This is a genomic window from uncultured Polaribacter sp. (assembly GCF_947495205.1).
Lineage (GTDB): Bacteria > Bacteroidota > Bacteroidia > Flavobacteriales > Flavobacteriaceae > Polaribacter.
Window position 1 is genome coordinate 163,428 of record NZ_CANLXV010000007.1, and the last position, 16,191, is coordinate 179,618.

The 16,191-nt window shown below is 31.5% G+C and carries 15 protein-coding genes and 1 tRNA gene; 4 read left to right on the forward strand and 12 right to left on the reverse strand.

Features of this window, described 5'->3' with window-relative positions:
- Position 1: 1 nt before the first annotated feature.
- From Q0762_RS08775 to Q0762_RS08825, 11 genes are all read right to left on the reverse strand, one after another.
- A complete protein-coding gene (locus Q0762_RS08775) occupies positions 2-937 on the reverse strand; it encodes a Gfo/Idh/MocA family oxidoreductase (RefSeq protein ID WP_298766077.1) in 936 nt (311 codons plus the stop codon).
- Positions 937-2,220 carry a nucleotide sugar dehydrogenase gene (locus tag Q0762_RS08780; RefSeq protein WP_298766079.1) on the reverse strand — a complete coding sequence of 428 codons (1,284 nt, stop codon included), beginning with the start codon at positions 2,218-2,220 and terminating at the stop codon, positions 937-939. Before Q0762_RS08780 ends, Q0762_RS08775 begins: the two co-directional genes overlap by 1 nt.
- Positions 2,213-3,202 (reverse strand): SDR family oxidoreductase, encoded by a 990-nt coding sequence (locus tag Q0762_RS08785; RefSeq protein WP_298766081.1) that lies wholly within the window; start codon positions 3,200-3,202, stop codon positions 2,213-2,215. The genes Q0762_RS08780 and Q0762_RS08785 overlap by 8 nt, the downstream gene beginning before the upstream one ends.
- 118 nt (positions 3,203-3,320) lie before the next feature.
- Positions 3,321-3,398: transfer RNA gene (locus Q0762_RS08790), tRNA-Val, on the reverse strand.
- Positions 3,399-3,457: 59 nt separating this feature from the next.
- Positions 3,458-4,666, reverse strand: a complete 1,209-nt coding sequence (locus tag Q0762_RS08795) for a folylpolyglutamate synthase/dihydrofolate synthase family protein (protein ID WP_298766083.1) — start codon at positions 4,664-4,666, stop codon at positions 3,458-3,460.
- A gap of 60 nt (positions 4,667-4,726) precedes the next feature.
- On the reverse strand, positions 4,727-5,560 hold the full coding sequence (locus Q0762_RS08800) for an energy transducer TonB (protein ID WP_298766086.1): 834 nt from the start codon (positions 5,558-5,560) through the stop codon (positions 4,727-4,729).
- A 150-nt stretch (positions 5,561-5,710) separates the two neighbouring features.
- Positions 5,711-6,103: a biopolymer transporter ExbD gene (locus Q0762_RS08805; RefSeq protein ID WP_298766087.1), complete on the reverse strand. Its 393-nt coding sequence runs from the start codon at positions 6,101-6,103 to the stop codon at positions 5,711-5,713.
- A 49-nt stretch (positions 6,104-6,152) separates the two neighbouring features.
- Entirely contained in the window at positions 6,153-6,842 is a 690-nt protein-coding gene (locus Q0762_RS08810) for a MotA/TolQ/ExbB proton channel family protein (protein ID WP_298766088.1), read from the reverse strand.
- A gap of 145 nt (positions 6,843-6,987) precedes the next feature.
- The gene (gene nhaD, locus Q0762_RS08815; protein WP_298766090.1) at positions 6,988-8,391 is read right to left on the reverse strand and encodes a sodium:proton antiporter NhaD; all 1,404 of its coding nucleotides are present in this window, start codon (positions 8,389-8,391) and stop codon (positions 6,988-6,990) included.
- A 14-nt stretch (positions 8,392-8,405) separates the two neighbouring features.
- Positions 8,406-9,638, reverse strand: coding sequence for a Glu/Leu/Phe/Val dehydrogenase dimerization domain-containing protein (locus tag Q0762_RS08820; RefSeq protein ID WP_298766092.1), 1,233 nt, complete (start codon positions 9,636-9,638; stop codon positions 8,406-8,408).
- A 163-nt stretch (positions 9,639-9,801) separates the two neighbouring features.
- Positions 9,802-10,860: an anhydro-N-acetylmuramic acid kinase gene (locus Q0762_RS08825; RefSeq protein WP_298766094.1), complete on the reverse strand. Its 1,059-nt coding sequence runs from the start codon at positions 10,858-10,860 to the stop codon at positions 9,802-9,804.
- Positions 10,861-10,957: 97 nt separating this feature from the next.
- Here Q0762_RS08825 and Q0762_RS08830 point away from each other — a divergent pair, with 97 nt between their 5' ends.
- On the forward strand, positions 10,958-12,100 hold the full coding sequence (locus tag Q0762_RS08830) for an acyl-CoA dehydrogenase (protein ID WP_298766096.1): 1,143 nt from the start codon (positions 10,958-10,960) through the stop codon (positions 12,098-12,100).
- 227 nt (positions 12,101-12,327) lie between these two features.
- Here Q0762_RS08830 and Q0762_RS08835 read toward each other — a convergent pair whose 3' ends face one another.
- Positions 12,328-13,116: a tRNA pseudouridine(38-40) synthase TruA gene (locus Q0762_RS08835; protein ID WP_298766097.1), complete on the reverse strand. Its 789-nt coding sequence runs from the start codon at positions 13,114-13,116 to the stop codon at positions 12,328-12,330.
- A 277-nt stretch (positions 13,117-13,393) separates the two neighbouring features.
- On the opposite strand from Q0762_RS08835, the gene Q0762_RS08840 reads away from it, so the two are divergent.
- The 3 genes from Q0762_RS08840 to Q0762_RS08850 all read left to right on the forward strand — a co-directional run bounded on the left by Q0762_RS08840 (position 13,394) and on the right by Q0762_RS08850 (position 16,191).
- The gene (locus Q0762_RS08840) at positions 13,394-14,383 is read left to right on the forward strand and encodes an outer membrane beta-barrel protein (RefSeq protein WP_298766099.1); all 990 of its coding nucleotides are present in this window, start codon (positions 13,394-13,396) and stop codon (positions 14,381-14,383) included.
- Positions 14,384-14,422: 39 nt separating this feature from the next.
- Positions 14,423-15,730, forward strand: a complete 1,308-nt coding sequence (locus tag Q0762_RS08845; RefSeq protein ID WP_298766101.1) for an ammonium transporter — start codon at positions 14,423-14,425, stop codon at positions 15,728-15,730.
- A 110-nt stretch (positions 15,731-15,840) separates the two neighbouring features.
- Positions 15,841-16,191 (forward strand): P-II family nitrogen regulator, encoded by a 351-nt coding sequence (locus Q0762_RS08850; RefSeq protein ID WP_298766103.1) that lies wholly within the window; start codon positions 15,841-15,843, stop codon positions 16,189-16,191.

Genomic DNA, 16,191 nt, shown 5'->3' on the forward strand with positions numbered 1-16,191 from the left:
TTTATTTTATAAACATATGTTTTTCTCCTAAATGCACTAATTCAGCATTTCTAATTTGATGCACAATTTCAATAGAAGTTCTTACCTCTTGTAAACCAAACCCCTCTCCTACTAGGATTTTCTTATAACTATCTGTATGCAACTCTGTAAAACCTTTACTAAACTCTAACTCTTCTCCATTAATATCTATAGACCTAAAGGTTCGTTGACCTTTTTCTTTGATATTGTTAGGTAAATCATTTTCATCAATAGATAAAAACCAACGCACTCTCGCATTCTCAAATTCTAAATAACCAGAAGCTTTATTTCGTTCTCTTAAATGAACAATATTTTCTTGTACATTTCCAAATACCCAAGACAACATATCATAAAAATGCACACCTATATTTGTGGCTATTCCTCCTGATTTAGATTCATCTCCCTTCCAAGAAATATCATACCATTTTCCTCTAGAGGTAATGTATGTTAAATCAACATCATATTTACCTTCTTTTTTTTCTTTTGACACTTTATTTTTTAATGCAATTATAGATTCATGCAACCTTAATTGCAAAATCGTATTTATTTTTGCATTAGACTCTTTTTCTATTGCCTCTAAAGCATCTATATTCCATGGATTTAACACAATTGGTTTTTCACAGATGGCATCTGCACCTCTTCTTAACGCCATTCTTATATGAGAATCATGCAAGTAATTGGGTGTACAAATGCTAACAAAATCTAGATTTATATTTTTATTTCTCTTTAACTTTTCTACATGCCTATCAAAACGTTCAAATTCTACAAAAAAATCTGCATCTGGAAAATAACTATCCATTACGCCTACAGAATCAAACTTATCTAATGCTGCAATTAAATTATTATTAGTATCCTTAATTGCTTTTAAATGTCTAGGCGCAATATAACCAGCTGCACCCATTAATGCGAAGTTTTTCATTACAATGCTTTATCTATTAATTGAGCAGGTAAAAAGTTTTTAACATCATATACAACTGCCTTTTCTTTCTTTAATTTGTTTAAATCTAAACTTACAAATTCTTTGTGAGCGACTGCTAAAACAATGGCATCAAATTTTTGAACAGGAACCTTATTTTGCGAGTCTAAACCGTATTCTCTCTTTACCTCTTCTGGATTTGCACAAGGGTCAAAAACAGTTACATTAGTTCCAAAATCTAACAATTCATTTACAACATCTACTGCTTTTGTATTTCTTACATCTGGGCAATTTTCTTTGAAAGTAATTCCCAATACTAAAACATTTGCATCTTTAACCTCAATACTTTCTTTAATCATAAGTTTAGCAACTTCTGATGCTACATATTTCCCCATTCCGTCGTTTACCCTTCTTCCTGCTAAAATTATTTCAGGATGGTAACCATATTCTTGTGCTTTTTGTGCTAAATAATAAGGATCTACGCCAATACAATGCCCACCCACTAAACCAGGTTTAAAGGGTAAAAAATTCCATTTTGTACCTGCAGCCTCTAACACATCTTGGGTATTAATATCCATTAAATTAAAAATCTTTGCCAACTCGTTTACAAAAGCAATATTAATATCTCGTTGAGAGTTTTCAATTACTTTTGCAGCTTCTGCAACTTTTATTGTAGGCGCTAAATGTGTGCCTGCAGTTATTACAGATTTGTAAAGTTCATCTACCTTTTTACCTACTTCTTTTGTAGAGCCAGAAGTAACTTTTAATATTTTTTCTACGGTATGTTTTTTGTCGCCTGGATTTATTCTTTCTGGAGAATATCCTGCAAAAAAATCTACATTATACTTTAATCCAGAAATTTTTTCGAGAATAGGAATACAATCATCTTCTGTTGCTCCAGGATATACTGTAGATTCGTAAATTACGATATCTTCTTTTTTAAGAACTTTCCCTACCGTTTCACTTGCTTTAATTAAAGGAGTTAAAACAGGTCTATTATTTTTATCTACAGGAGTAGGAACTGTTATTATGTAGTAATTACAATTAGCTATTTCTTCTAAACTATCAGTGCAAAACAAACCATTTTCTATAGAATTAACAACTTTTAGCGAAGATTTTAAAATATGATTTTCTACTTCTAAAGTAACATCGTTACCCTGTTTTAATTCATTTACTCTTTTTGCATTAATATCAAAACCAACTACAGGATATTTTGTTGAAAAAAGTCTTGCCAAAGGCAAACCAACATAACCTAAACCAATTACTGCTATTTTAATTTTATTCATATTTTAAATTTTCCCAATACCACTTTATAGACTTTTGCAGCCCTTCTCTTAAAGAGAATTGAGGATTATAATTTAACAACTCTTTTGCTTTATTGATGCTTGCATGTGAATGTGGAATATCTCCCAACCTATTTTCGCCAAACAAAACAGCAACCTCTTTTATTTTTGGGTTATAATTAGACAACTCTTGTTTTAATATTGCCATTAAATCGTTTAATGTATTTCTATCGCCATATGCTGCATTGTACACTTTATTTACGGCATGTTTACCTGCTAATAAGCTTAACAAGTTTATTTGAATTATATTATCTATAAATGTAAAATCTCTAGAATTTGTTCCATCTCCATTAATTGTTGGAGATTCTAATTTCATTAAAGAATTGATAAACTTTGGTATTACTGCTGCATAAGCTCCATTAGCGTCTTGACGCTTGCCAAATACATTAAAATAACGCAAACCAATAACTTCTAAACTATAGGTCTTAGAAAAAATATTTGCATAAAGTTCATTTACATATTTTGTAATAGCGTAAGGAGATAAAGGCGCTCCTATATTTTCTTCGGTTTTTGGAAGTGCTACAGAGTCTCCATAAGTAGACGAACTGGCAGCATACACAAATCGTTTTACTTTATTTTCTCTGGAAGCAACTAACATGTTTAAAAAACCAGAAATATTTACTTCGTTTGTAGTTATTGGATCTGAAATAGATCTTGGAACAGAACCTAGCGCTGCTTGATGTAAAACAAAATCGATATTTTTTGTTGCCTTTAAGCAATCTTTTAGATTTCTAATATCACCTTCAATTAGCGTAAAATTTACATTTGAAAGAAAAGGAGTTATATTTTCTCTTTTTCCTGTTGAAAAATTATCTAAACAAATTACTTGATTGTCTCTCTGCAATAAAGCTTCACAAAGATTAGAGCCAATAAAACCAGCTCCTCCAGTAATCAATATTTTCTTTTTAGATAAATGTATTTTCATACGTTATTTAGCAAATTTATATTTAAGAAATCAAAAGTACAAAAAATAGCTTGTATCTCTAAAAATAACAGTTATCAAAACAAAAAAATCCTCCACACAACGTGAAGGATTTTAAACTTGGTGGGCAATGAGGGATTCGAACCCCCGACCCCCTCGGTGTAAACGAGGTGCTCTGAACCAACTGAGCTAATTGCCCTAAGCGGTTGCAAATATAACATGCTTTTTGAATCTACCAAACAAAAAATTGATTTTTATTTAAATAATTTCTGCAACCACAAAAGTACTGCCTCCAACATAAATTATATCTTGTTGATTTGCATTAAGTAACGCATTTTTTAAAGCAATTTTTACTGATGAATAATTTTCTCCAATTAAACCAAATTCTTTTGCTTTTTCTTGTAAAATGGTTTCTGACAGCCCTCTTGGTATATTTGGTTTACAAAAATAATAATTCGCATTTTTTGGAAACATTGGCAAAATAGCTTCTATTTTTTTGTCTGATACCATACCTAATACAATATGTACTTTTTTAAGAGTTTCTTTTTTTAGTTGATTTAAAACAATTTCTAAACCTTCTTTATTATGTGCGGTATCGCAAATTACCTTTGGTTTTTCTTGCAAAATTTGCCACCTACCTTTTAAATTAGTGTTTTTTACAACATTTAGCAAACCGTTTTTTATATGTTTTTCAGAAACTTTAAAACCATGTAAATGCTCTATGGCTACAACAGCTGTTTTTACATTTTTTTGTTGATAATCTCCCAATAAATCTGTTTTAAAGTCTATAAAAGAATCTGAGGCATAAAATAATTCTGAGAATGTTTCTTGTGCTTTTTCTGCAAAGACTTTAATGGTTTCTACTTGCCTTTCTCCAACAACTACGGGAACATTTTTTTTAATAATTCCAGCTTTTTCAAAAGCAATTTCTGGCAGTGTTTCTCCTAAAAACTGAGTGTGGTCTAAACCTATATTGGTAATTACAGATAATTCTGGTGTAATTATATTGGTAGAATCTAACCTACCTCCTAAACCTACTTCTATAATAGCAACATCTACTTTTTTTGCTGCAAAATAATCAAAGGCCAAACCAACCGTCATCTCAAAGAAAGATAATTTTTGTTTTTCTAAAAAAGCTTTATGCTTTGCTATAAAGGAAGATACTTTTCTTTTAGGTATTTCTTCTCCGTTTACACGTATTCTTTCTGTGAAACTTTTTAAGTGAGGTGAAGTGTATAAACCAACTTTATAACCTGCTTCTTGTAAAATTGAAGCTAACATATGGCTGGTAGATCCTTTACCATTTGTACCACCTACATGAACCGATTTAAATTGCTTTTCTGGAAACTTTAATTCTTTAGAGAAAGCTAAAATGTTGGTTAAATCTTTTTTGAATGCTGTTTTACCTTCTTTTTGGTACATAGGTAATTGGGCAAACATCCACTGCGTAGTTTCTTTGTAAGTCATGATACTAAAAAATAGATGCTATTTTAATAGCAATTGGGTTAAAAAGACAAATGTAAATGATTATTTGGTTAAAGAGAATTTATAAATAATGGTGCCTGTTTGTGTTTTTGGTGCTTCTAAATCTACATTCCATTTTGTACTTAAAGCAGCTAATTTAGCTGGCTTTAACAAACAAGGTGCTGTATTTGTAGATCCTTTTACACCAGGAATTGCTTTAACAACCTCGCCTTTATTATTTACTGTTATTTGAACCACAACAATGCCTTCTTCTTGACAATCTGGTTGTTGTTTTGGTTTAGACAAAGCCTTTCTACCTGCTAAATTATAATTTCCACCAGAGCCTGTACCTGTGTTTCCATAATATTTAGAAGATTTTGAATCTCCGTTAACCTTGCCCTTTACACCTTTAATAGCATCATCTCCTTCTCCTTTTGATGCGCCTGAATCTGCATTATTGCTTAATAATTTATTTAAAGCGTCTTGTGCTTCTTTAGATGGTTTTGGTTTGGTTTTCTTTATTGGCTTTATAGTTTCTTTAACTACTTTTTTAACTGATGCTTTTTTGGGTTCTTTTACTTTTTCTACAATTGGCACATCTTTGGCAACATTATTCGTAATTAATTTTTCTACAGGTTTTTCTATTGGAGTTTCTTTAACTACTTCTTCTAAAACTTCTTTCTTTTTTACAACCTCTTTTGGCGTTGTTTTTTTTGAAGTATCTACAGGTTTGCCTGAACCTTTGTTTGAGTTTCCAAAATTTATAGCTACTCCATATTCTTCTGGCGGATCTAAATATTGCATGCCATAGTTTAGTATTCCAAAAATTAATAATAACAATATAATTGCTGTTATTATTGCAGATTTTTGTTGATGTTTCGTATTAAATATTTTCACTTTTAGTTTTTAAATAGGTCTTATAAAAATAAGTTAACTACTACTTCTTTAAACTTGCCATTGCGTTAGGGATTGTAGCATTTGTTTGAGCTCTTTTTTGTTTTTCACAAAAAAAGCGAGTGCGTAAAGCCCGTTAAAACGCCCAAAATATTAATTTCCTTTTACAGCTAAAATCATTTTTAGTTTATTTTTATTGGCAATATCTATTACTTGCATTACATTTTTATAAGGTACGTCTTTATCGCCACGAATTACTATGGTTTTTTGTTTGTCGGTGCCTATTTTTCTTAAAATTTCGCTTTCTAAATTAGCTGCACTTACTTTTGTTTTGTCTATGTAAAAAATAGATTTATTTGTAATTGAAACTGCTACAGATTTGCTGTTTTCTGTTTTTCCGCCCGCTTTTGGCAATAAAACATCTATTGCGCTAACTGTAACTAGGGTTGATGTTAGCATGAAAAATATGAGCAATAAAAACACAATATCTGTCATGGATGACATATTGAATGTTGGATCTACTTTATTTCTTCCTCTTAAATTCATGGTTACATATTGTATTATGCAAGGGGCTTAAACCCCTTGTTATGCCTTGTTATACTGGTTCGTTTAATAAGTCTAAAAACTCTACAGATTTTGCTTCCATTTGATACACTACTTTGTCTGTTTTAACCACCAAATGATTGTATGTTATATACGCTATAATACCAACTATTAAACCTGCCACAGTAGTTGTCATGGCCGTATATAAACCGTCTGAAAGCATTTTTATATCTATTTGCCCGCCAGCGTTTGCTATTTCATGTATGGCAACGATCATACCAATTACGGTTCCTAAAAAACCAATCATTGGTGCTGCACCTGCAATAGTTGCCAAAACGCTTACATTTTTTTCTAGTTGATAAATTTCTAGTTTACCAGCAGTTTCTATAGCTGTATTTATGTCTTCTAACGGCTTGCCAATTCTTGTTATTCCCTTACCTATTAAACGTGCTGTTGGTGTTTTTGTACTTTCGCATAATGCTTTGGCGGCCTCTAATTTACCATTAGAAATTTGGTCTTTTATTTGATTCATAAAATTATCATCTATTTTAGATGCTGCTTTTATTGTAAAATATCTTTCAAAATAAATATACAAACCAACGGCAAGTAGCACAAAAAGAATGGCTATTATAATTTGTCCGCCTAAGCCACCATCCATTATTAGCTTGTAAATGGAAAGTGTTTTTTCTTCGGAAACGGCTTCTTCTAGCAATTGTTTATTTTCTTGAAAAAATGAAATCATTTATTACTTATTTTAATTATGTATGTATAACGCTTATTCTTTTTTTAAATTGTAGCGTTAAAAAGAGTATGGTTTCTGAAAACCAAAAAAAATGTCATTTCAAATTACGTATTGAAATGACATTTATATTTTTTATTTTTTTGATTTAAAACAGTGTTCTTGTAACCATAAATGCTGCAGAACCTACTACAAAACCAATTAAAGCTAGCCAAGATATTTTCTTTAAATACCAAAAGAAATCTATCTTTTCCATTCCCATTGCAACAACACCTGCTGCAGAACCAATAATTAACATAGAACCTCCTGTACCTGCAGAAAATGCAATAAAATGCCAAAGTTCATGATCTAATGCTTCTGAAAACATACCTAAACTAGCAGCAACTAATGGTACATTATCTATAACTGCAGAACCAAGTCCTAATAACATTACTACCAAATCAGAAACGCCACCTTCATGCATTTCTGTACCTAATTGTGGTACAGATTCTTTTAAAGTTGATGCAAAATTGAATAAAATACCTAAAGATTCTAAAGCAGCAACTGCCATTAAAATTCCTAAGAAAAATAAGATACTTGGCATTTCTATTTTAGATAAAGAAGTATGCACAGGGCTATGGTGTGCTTCTTCTGTATGTTCTTGCGCCTCTTCTCCTTGTACACTAGAAATAGAAAATTTAGAATTACTAAATATTTCTGCAAAAGTAGCCACAACACCTAAAGACAACATCATGCCCACATAAGGTGGTAAATGCGTTATGGTTTTAAAGAAAGGTACAAATAAAATGGCTCCTAAACCTAAATACAACATTTTAGCACTGTATTTGCTTTTTGGCTTTTCTACTTCATTTTCATCAAAATCTATATCACCTTTAAAAGCGGGTAAAAAAGAAGCTATAAAAGATGGTACTACCATACATAATAAAGATGGGATAAATAAATATTCTATCAGTTTTAATGTAGTAACTTTATTACCAATCCAAAGCATGGTTGTAGTAACATCTCCAATAGGAGACCAAGCACCACCTGCATTTGCAGCAACAATAATTAAACCTGCAAACCAAATTCTTTCGTCTCTATTTTTAACAATTTTCTGTAGTATTGAAATCAATACAATTGTAGCTGTTAAATTATCTATAATTGCAGATAAGATAAAAGCTAGGATAGAAAACATCCATAAAAGTTTCTTTTTGCTTTTAAAGTTTACGTAACCTTTAATAGTAGAAAAACCATCAAAATAATCGATTATTTCTACAATTGTCATGGCTCCTAAAAGAAAAACCAAAATTTCTGCAGTTTTTCCTAAATGATGCAATAATGTTTCTTCTACCAAATGTAATTTATCTTCATGTACCATAGACGCAAAACCATCTACCAAACCATGATTTGCAGAATCAAACCAATTTGTAAAACCATCTACACCTAAAGCTACAATAGCCCAACAAACGGCCATCATTATTAAGGCGGGTATTAATTTATCTAACTTTAAATTGTGTTCTAATGTAATGGCTAAATACCCCAATACAAATACTATAATAATTACTGATTCCATATATTAAATTTAAATTATATCAATTGTTTTAGCGCTATTTCAAACGCTGTTGAACATATTTTTGTTTTTGAGGCGCTTTTTTTAAACGTCTTTTGTAATGCTTTTTTAATCACGTTAGAAGTGTCATCAAAAATAGCCTTGTCTTGCATTGGCAGTTTTACTCTAGCTTCCATTAAATATGCAAAAACTCTTGCAATACCACAATTAGAAATAAAATCTGGCAACAAACTTAAATGATTATCTGTATATTCCATAATAGGACCAAAGAAAATTTCTTTGTCTGCAAAAGGAACGTTTGCTCCTGGAGATATTACTTCTAAACCTGTATCTATCATTTGTTGCACTTGGTCTTTAGAAACTAATCTTGATGCCGCCGCTGGAATAAATATTTCTGCAGGTAAGCTCCATATTTTCTGATTTATCTCATCAAAAGGCATCATGTTTTTAGACACCAGTTTATTACCGTCTTTGTTTAAAAATAGCGCGGTTATTTCTTCCATAGAAAAACCTTTGTTATTTATTAAACCACCATCTCTATCTATAATTCCAACAACTTTGGCGCCTAATTGCGTTAAGTAATAGGCAGCTGCACTACCAACATTACCAAAACCTTGTACAATTGCTCTTTTACCAGCTATATTACCACCATAAATAGCATAATAATGCTTTACGGCTTCTGAAACACCATAACCTGTTAACATATCTGCTATGGTATATTTTCTAGCAATATCTGGCGAAAAATATTTATTTTCAATGACCTTAATTACGCCTAAACGCAATTGCCCAATTCTATTAATTTTATCTGCCTCTGTGGGTTTAAAATGCCCGTTAAAAATACCTTCTTGTGGATGCCAAACACCACAATCTTCTGTTATAGGAATTACATCTTTATCTGCATCTACATTTAAATCTCCTCCTGTGCCGTAATAATGTTTTAAAAGTGGCGTTACAGCTTTGTACCAACGTTCTAAAACTTGTCTTTTTCTTGGGTCATTGGGGTCAAAATTAATACCTGATTTTGCACCACCAATTGCGGGTCCAGAAACGGTAAACTTTACCTCCATAGTTTTGGCTAAAGATAAAACTTCATTTTTATCTAATCCTTTACGCATTCTTGTACCTCCACCAGCAGCACCTCCTCTTAATGAGTTAATTACCACCCAACCTTCTGCATCTGTCTCTTTATCTTTCCAATGAAAAACAATTTCTGGCTGTTTTTCTTCGTATTTTTTTAATAATTCTTTCATATTATGTTTTTATGACCTTAAACTATTGTTTATTTTTTTTACATTTTTTCAAAAAAAATCGTCCAAAAAAAGTTAAAGCTGTGTCATAATATTTTTATGAATTAAAATTATTGCTAACAAATTTAAATTAAAAAAATGAGTAGCCAAATAATTAAATTAAAAACTATGTATAAAAAATAACTCCAGAAGAATGATCTTTTCTTGCACCTGTTACAGATTTTAAACAATTCACCTGATTATCAATCTTTAACAATCCTAAAAAAGCAAAAATTAGCGCCTCTTTAAATTCAATAATTTCTTTTGAAGTTAATGTTATGGTAATATTTGAATGTTGTGCAATCCTCTCCATTAAAAAAGCATTAAAAACACCTCCACCAGTTATTAAAATTGAGTTTGAGTTTTTTATAACTTTAGCAATCTGAATAGCAATATGCTCCACAAAAGTTTTTAAAATAATTGAAACATCACTTTCTAAACGGTCTATAATGGGCAAAACTTCTTTTTGCACCCACTCTAAACCTAAAGATTTTGGTGGTTCTTTTTCATAAAAAGGCAAAGCATTTAGGGCTTTTAAAAGTGTTTGATTAATTTTTCCTTCAGATGCAATTTTACCTGAAGCATCATAAGCAAAACCTAACTTATTTACATAATAATTTAAGACAATATTTACGGGACAAATATCAAAAGCTATCCTTAAGTTATTCTTATGAAAAGAAATATTAGAAAAACCACCTAAGTTTAAACAAAATTGATAATTAGAAAATAACAATTCATCACCAATGGGTACTAAAGGCGCTCCTTGCCCTCCAAATTTAACATCTTGTGTTCTAAAATCACAAACAACTTTTTGTTTTGTAATTTTTGCAATTTCTTTTCCATTACCAATTTGTAATGTAATTCCGTTTTCAGGTTCATGCAAAATAGTATGGCCGTGAGAAGCTATAAAATCTATTTTTTCTATTTTATGATTATTTATAAAATTTTGAATTACTAAGGCCAAGTGTTTCCCGTAAGAAACATCTAATTTCTTTAATTCCGCAGAAGAAAAATGAATGGCATTTTGCAATAACTTTTTCCACTCCTTATTATAAGGTATTGTTTTAGCACAAACTATTGTAAACTTTGTGTAATTATTTTTTTCAAAATGTACATACACCAAATCAATCCCGTCTAAAGAAGTTCCAGACATTACACCAATAGCAAAAATTGTATTTGTATTCATATAGACAAAATTAACACTTGAATATAGATAATATATTACGAAATCAATATATTTGAGATATAATATTTCGAATACAACAAAAAAAAACTAAAAATAAATGAATTTCACACTAACAGAAGAGCACATCATGATTCGAGATGCCGCTAGAGATTTTGCGCAAACAGAATTACTACCTGGTGTTATAGAAAGAGATAATAAACAAGAGTTTCCCCAAGAACTCGTAAAAAAAATGGGCGATTTAGGTTTTATGGGCATTATGGTAGACCCAAAATATGGAGGAAGCGGTATGGACACAATTTCTTACGTTTTAGTAATGGAAGAATTATCTAAAATAGACGCCTCTGCATCTGTTATGGTTTCTGTAAACAACTCACTGGTTTGTTATGGTTTAGAAGCTTATGGCTCAGAAGCTCAAAAAGAAAAATATTTAACAAAACTAGCCACAGGAGAACAAATTGGTGCATTTTGTTTATCTGAACCAGAGGCAGGATCTGATGCTACTTCACAAGCCACCACAGCAGAAGATAAAGGAGATCATTATATGATTAATGGCACAAAAAACTGGATCACAAACGGCGGTAGAGCTAATATCTATTTAGTAATTGCACAAACCGATAGAGATAAAGGACATAAAGGAATTAATGCCTTTATTATAGAAAAAGGTATGGAAGGTTTCCATATAGGTCCCAAAGAAGACAAATTAGGAATTCGCGGTTCAGATACGCACACTTTGCAGTTTAATGATGTAAAAGTACCCAAAGAAAACAGAATTGGAGCAGATGGTTTTGGCTTTAAATTTGCCATGAAAACCCTTTCTGGTGGCAGAATTGGTATTGCTGCACAAGCTTTAGGCATTGCCTCTGGAGCTTATGAACTCGCTTTAAAATACAGTAAAGAGCGTAAAGCTTTTGGCACAGAAATTTGCAACCATCAAGCAATTGCTTTTAAATTAGCAGATATGCACACAGAAATAGAAGCTGCCAGATTATTAGTTATGAAATCTGCATGGGACAAAGATCAAGGCAATAATTACGACATGTCTTCTGCAATGGCAAAATTATACGCAAGTAAAGTTGCAATGGAACAAACGGTAGAAGCCGTTCAAATTCATGGTGGCAATGGTTTTGTAAAAGAATATCATGTAGAACGTTTAATGCGTGATGCAAAAATTACACAAATTTACGAAGGCACCTCAGAGATTCAAAAAATAGTTATTTCTCGTGGTATAATTAAAGGGTAAAACTTAGACCTATATATTAAGGTATAAAATCCATCTTATTTCAGGTGGATTTTTTTATTTCTTGGGCGCAACCTTTCAGGTCAGGCTTTCAGTACTCGCTTTACGCTAAAAAGCGTAAGAGCTCAAACAAATACTTCAATCCTTTGCGCGGGCTTATTTAAAAACCTATAGCAAAACCAAGAAACAGTATTTTTTTTTGACAATTCTATCATTAAATAATTTAAAAATCATTCAGTTTCTAGCAATTCAATATGAAACAACTGCAAACCAGAAGAAGGCGCATTGTTTCTTAGAAATTTTCTATCATTATCTTCTTTTAGAGATGCTACAATATAATCTAACGTTAAATTCCCCTTTCCTAACTCAAACAAAGTAGCCATCATTAACCTTATTTGATACCTTAAAAAACCTTTACCTTTCACCTTTAATATATAGGAGTATTCTGGAAAAAAATTAGCGATTAAAATTTCATTCCTTACAATTTCACAAGAAGTAATAGTTCTTTTAAAAATTGCATTTTCAGAGGGTTTGGTACAATACTTATGAAAATAATGCACTCCTTCAAACAATTTTGCACCAGCTTGCATCAATTCCAAATCTAAATTTTTTGAAATATTCACTAAAAAAGGTGCTGCAAAAGGATGATTTTTCTCTCCAAAAGAAAAATAATAATGATATTCTTTAATTTTAGGAGCATTAATAATGTTAAATGAAGTTGACACCTCCTTAACTTCTAAAGCTCTAAAATCTGGAGAAAGATTGGCATTCAATTGATTTGAAAAAGTGTTACAATTCAATTTTTCATTTCTAAATAATTGCAAATAATAAAACCTTGCAGACACCTTTGCATCTGTTCTCCCAACTCCAACTGTCTTAAATTCAACATCTTCAAACACATAAGACAAAGATTTATCTACCATTTCATGCAATGTTTTTGCATTTTTCTGTTTTTGCCAACCTGAAAAGCGAAACCCTAAGAATTCTAAGGAAATCACGTAAGAAAATTGATATTTCATAAGATCAATAATATAATAATTACATTTTTTTTTACAAAACCTTCATTTTTATGAATATCTCAAAATTTGAGTTCACTTTTTTATGAAGTCTACATTTTATACCTTTTACAAATGCTAAAATACACTTATCTCAATATAAACCCTATTTTTTTGAGGGGTTCACCTCCAAAAACAGTAGTTTAAAAAGCACAACCCTTGTCAGTTAAAAAAAATAATATACTTTTGACCCGAGTTCATTAACAAACAATTAACAAATAAAAATTAAAAGACTCTTATTATGAAAAAATTAATTCTATCATTATTATGCGTTTCAAGTTTAGTACTTAATGCACAAGAAGAAGAAAAAGGTGAATTTACACTTAGCGGAACTGTAGACGTATATGGTACTACTAATTTTACTGAAGGTTCTGGAACACCAGGAATTTTAATTGCAAGCCCAGAAAATGCAAATGCATTTGGTTTAGGTTCTGCAAATACTGTATTTGCTTATGAAAAAGGAAAAGCAGGAGTTGTTGCAGATTTAGCATTTGGTCCAAAAGCAGACGATGCTAACTTAGCAGGAGCTATCAATCAATTATACGCTTACTATAATGTAAACGATAAATTAACAGTTACAGCTGGTCAATTCAATACCTTTTTAGGATATGAAGTTATTAATCCTTCTGCTAACTTTAACTATACAGTATCTTACTTATTTAATGCAGGTCCTTTTTCTCATACAGGTCTTAAATTAGATTATGCTGTGTCAGAAGATTTATCTTTAATGCTTGCAGTAACTAATGGTCATGCAGTAACAAGTGCAGATGGTAACTTTACAGATGCTACACAATTTGGTGCGCAAGTTGGTTATAAAGGTCAGTATTTAAACATTATTGCTGGTGCAATTGAGGCTGGTGGGCCACGTGATTGGTTCTTTATAGACTACACTGGTGGTTTTGATTTAACAGAAAGTTTTTATGTTGGTATTAATGCAGCATATGCAAACTCTGGTGAAGCAGATTCTGGATACCAAGGTGTAGCTTTATATTTACAAAACACATTCTCAGATAAGTTTGCTTTAGGTTTAAGACCAGAATTATTTTCATTAAATGGTGCATCAGAAGAAAGTGTTACAGCTGTAACTTTAACAGCTAACACTAACTTAACAAGTAACTTAAAGCTAATTACAGACTTAAGATTTGATTCTTCAGATGATATGATTATAGAAGCTTTCCCTAACAAGACAAGTACTTCTACTTTTACAATGGCAGCAGTATACTCTTTCTAAGAGAAAAACAAGAAAATTACTAACTAAAATTAATAAAAAATGAGTTTATTATTAACATTATTTCAAGATGCTCCTGCTACTGAAGCTGCAAAAGTTTTAGAGCAAGTAAATGGAGATATGGGAATGCTTTGGATGCTTATTGCAGGTATCTTAGTATTCTTAATGCAAGCAGGATTTACATTAGTAGAATCTGGTATGACTAGAGCTAAAAACGCGGTTAACATCGCAATGAAAAACTTACTAGACATTTGTGTAGGATCTATTACATTTTGGTTAGTAGGATATTCTTTAATGTATGGAGATACTTCTAACGGTTGGTTCTTCTGGAGTGGTTTATTCCAAGGTGAAGGAGCAGATTTATTTTTCCAAACAATGTTTGCTGCAACAACTGCAACTATTGTTTCTGGAGCAATTGCTGGTAGAACAAAATATACAACATACATTATCTTTTCTTTAGTAATGACAGCTGTTATTTACCCAATCTCTGGTGGATGGGAATGGAACGGTGGTTGGTTAAATAATACAGATGGTATTATGCCAGCTGAATTTATTGACTTTGCAGGTTCTTCAATTGTACACTCTGTAGGTGGTTGGGCTGCGTTAGTAGCTGCATTTATGGTAGGTCCTAGAATTGGAAAATATGTAGACGGTAAAGTAATGCCTATTCCTGGTCACAATCAAATTTTAGCAACTTTAGGTGTTTTTATCCTTTGGTTTGGTTGGTTTGGTTTTAACGGTGGTTCTCAATTAGCTTGGGGTGGTGCTGACGCAATAGGTGCTTCTAATGTAGTACTTATTACAAACTTAGCAGCAGCAGCTGGTGGTTTAGGTGCATTAGTTACAACATGGATCTGGTATGGTAAACCTAATTTAGGACAAACGTTAAACGGTTCTTTAGCTGGTTTGGTAAGTATTACTGCTGGTTGTGGAAACATGACTGCTGGTGGTGCTGTATTAGCAGGTTTAATTGGTGGTATCTTAGTAGTATTTTCTATAGAATTTGTAGAGAAAAAATTAAAAATAGATGATGCCATTGGTGCTTTTTCTGTTCACGGAATAGCAGGTGTTTGGGGAACTTTAGTTATTGGACTTTGGGGTGTAGATGGTGATACTGGTATTGGTTTATTCAATGGCGGTGGAGCTGCACAACTTGGTGCACAAGCAATTGGAGTTTTAGCTTACGCTGTTTGGGCAGTAGCATTATCTTACATTGTTCTTAAAGTTTTAAAAGTAACAATGGGATTAAGAGTTACTAAAGAAGTAGAAATTGAAGGTTTAGATATCTCTGAACATGGCTCTATTGCTTATCCAGGTAAAAGAGTTAGAGAATTTGAGGAAGATAAATAATCAAATTTTATCTAAAAAATTATATAAATCACACAACCTAATACGTTGTGTGATTTTTCGGTAATTAAAATTATTCTTAAAAAAACAAAGAATTAACCAAATATCTTACAATGAAAAAAATAGAAGCAATTATTAGGAAGTCTAAATTTAGTGCAGTAAAGGAAGCCTTACATGGGGTGGATGTGAACTTTTTCTCTTATTGGGATGTTACTGGTTTAGGAAATGAAAAAGAAGCTCATGTTTATAGAGGTATTAGTTACAGTACAACCGATATAAAAAGAAGATATTTATCTATAGTAGTAAATGATGATTTTGAACAAATTACTGTAGATGCTCTATTAAATTCTGCTGCCACAGGAGAAGTAGGTGACGGTAAAATTTTTGTATCAGACATTACAGAGGCATATAGAATTAGAACAGGAGAAAAAGGCGGAGAAACTTTAAAGAAAATATCAAAATAA

Coding starts and splice junctions, on each gene's coding strand:
- Q0762_RS08775 (WP_298766077.1), bottom strand. CDS start 937: ATGAAAAACTTCGCATTAATGGGTGCAGCTGGTTATATTGCGCCTAGA.
- Q0762_RS08780 (WP_298766079.1), bottom strand. CDS start 2,220: ATGAATAAAATTAAAATAGCAGTAATTGGTTTAGGTTATGTTGGTTTG.
- Q0762_RS08785 (WP_298766081.1), bottom strand. CDS start 3,202: ATGAAAATACATTTATCTAAAAAGAAAATATTGATTACTGGAGGAGCT.
- Q0762_RS08795 (WP_298766083.1), bottom strand. CDS start 4,666: ATGACTTACAAAGAAACTACGCAGTGGATGTTTGCCCAATTACCTATG.
- Q0762_RS08805 (WP_298766087.1), bottom strand. CDS start 6,103: ATGAATTTAAGAGGAAGAAATAAAGTAGATCCAACATTCAATATGTCA.
- Q0762_RS08810 (WP_298766088.1), bottom strand. CDS start 6,842: ATGATTTCATTTTTTCAAGAAAATAAACAATTGCTAGAAGAAGCCGTT.
- nhaD (WP_298766090.1), bottom strand. CDS start 8,391: ATGGAATCAGTAATTATTATAGTATTTGTATTGGGGTATTTAGCCATT.
- Q0762_RS08820 (WP_298766092.1), bottom strand. CDS start 9,638: ATGAAAGAATTATTAAAAAAATACGAAGAAAAACAGCCAGAAATTGTT.
- Q0762_RS08825 (WP_298766094.1), bottom strand. CDS start 10,860: ATGAATACAAATACAATTTTTGCTATTGGTGTAATGTCTGGAACTTCT.
- Q0762_RS08830 (WP_298766096.1), top strand. CDS start 10,958: ATGAATTTCACACTAACAGAAGAGCACATCATGATTCGAGATGCCGCT.
- Q0762_RS08835 (WP_298766097.1), bottom strand. CDS start 13,116: ATGAAATATCAATTTTCTTACGTGATTTCCTTAGAATTCTTAGGGTTT.
- Q0762_RS08840 (WP_298766099.1), top strand. CDS start 13,394: ATGAAAAAATTAATTCTATCATTATTATGCGTTTCAAGTTTAGTACTT.
- Q0762_RS08845 (WP_298766101.1), top strand. CDS start 14,423: ATGAGTTTATTATTAACATTATTTCAAGATGCTCCTGCTACTGAAGCT.
- Q0762_RS08850 (WP_298766103.1), top strand. CDS start 15,841: ATGAAAAAAATAGAAGCAATTATTAGGAAGTCTAAATTTAGTGCAGTA.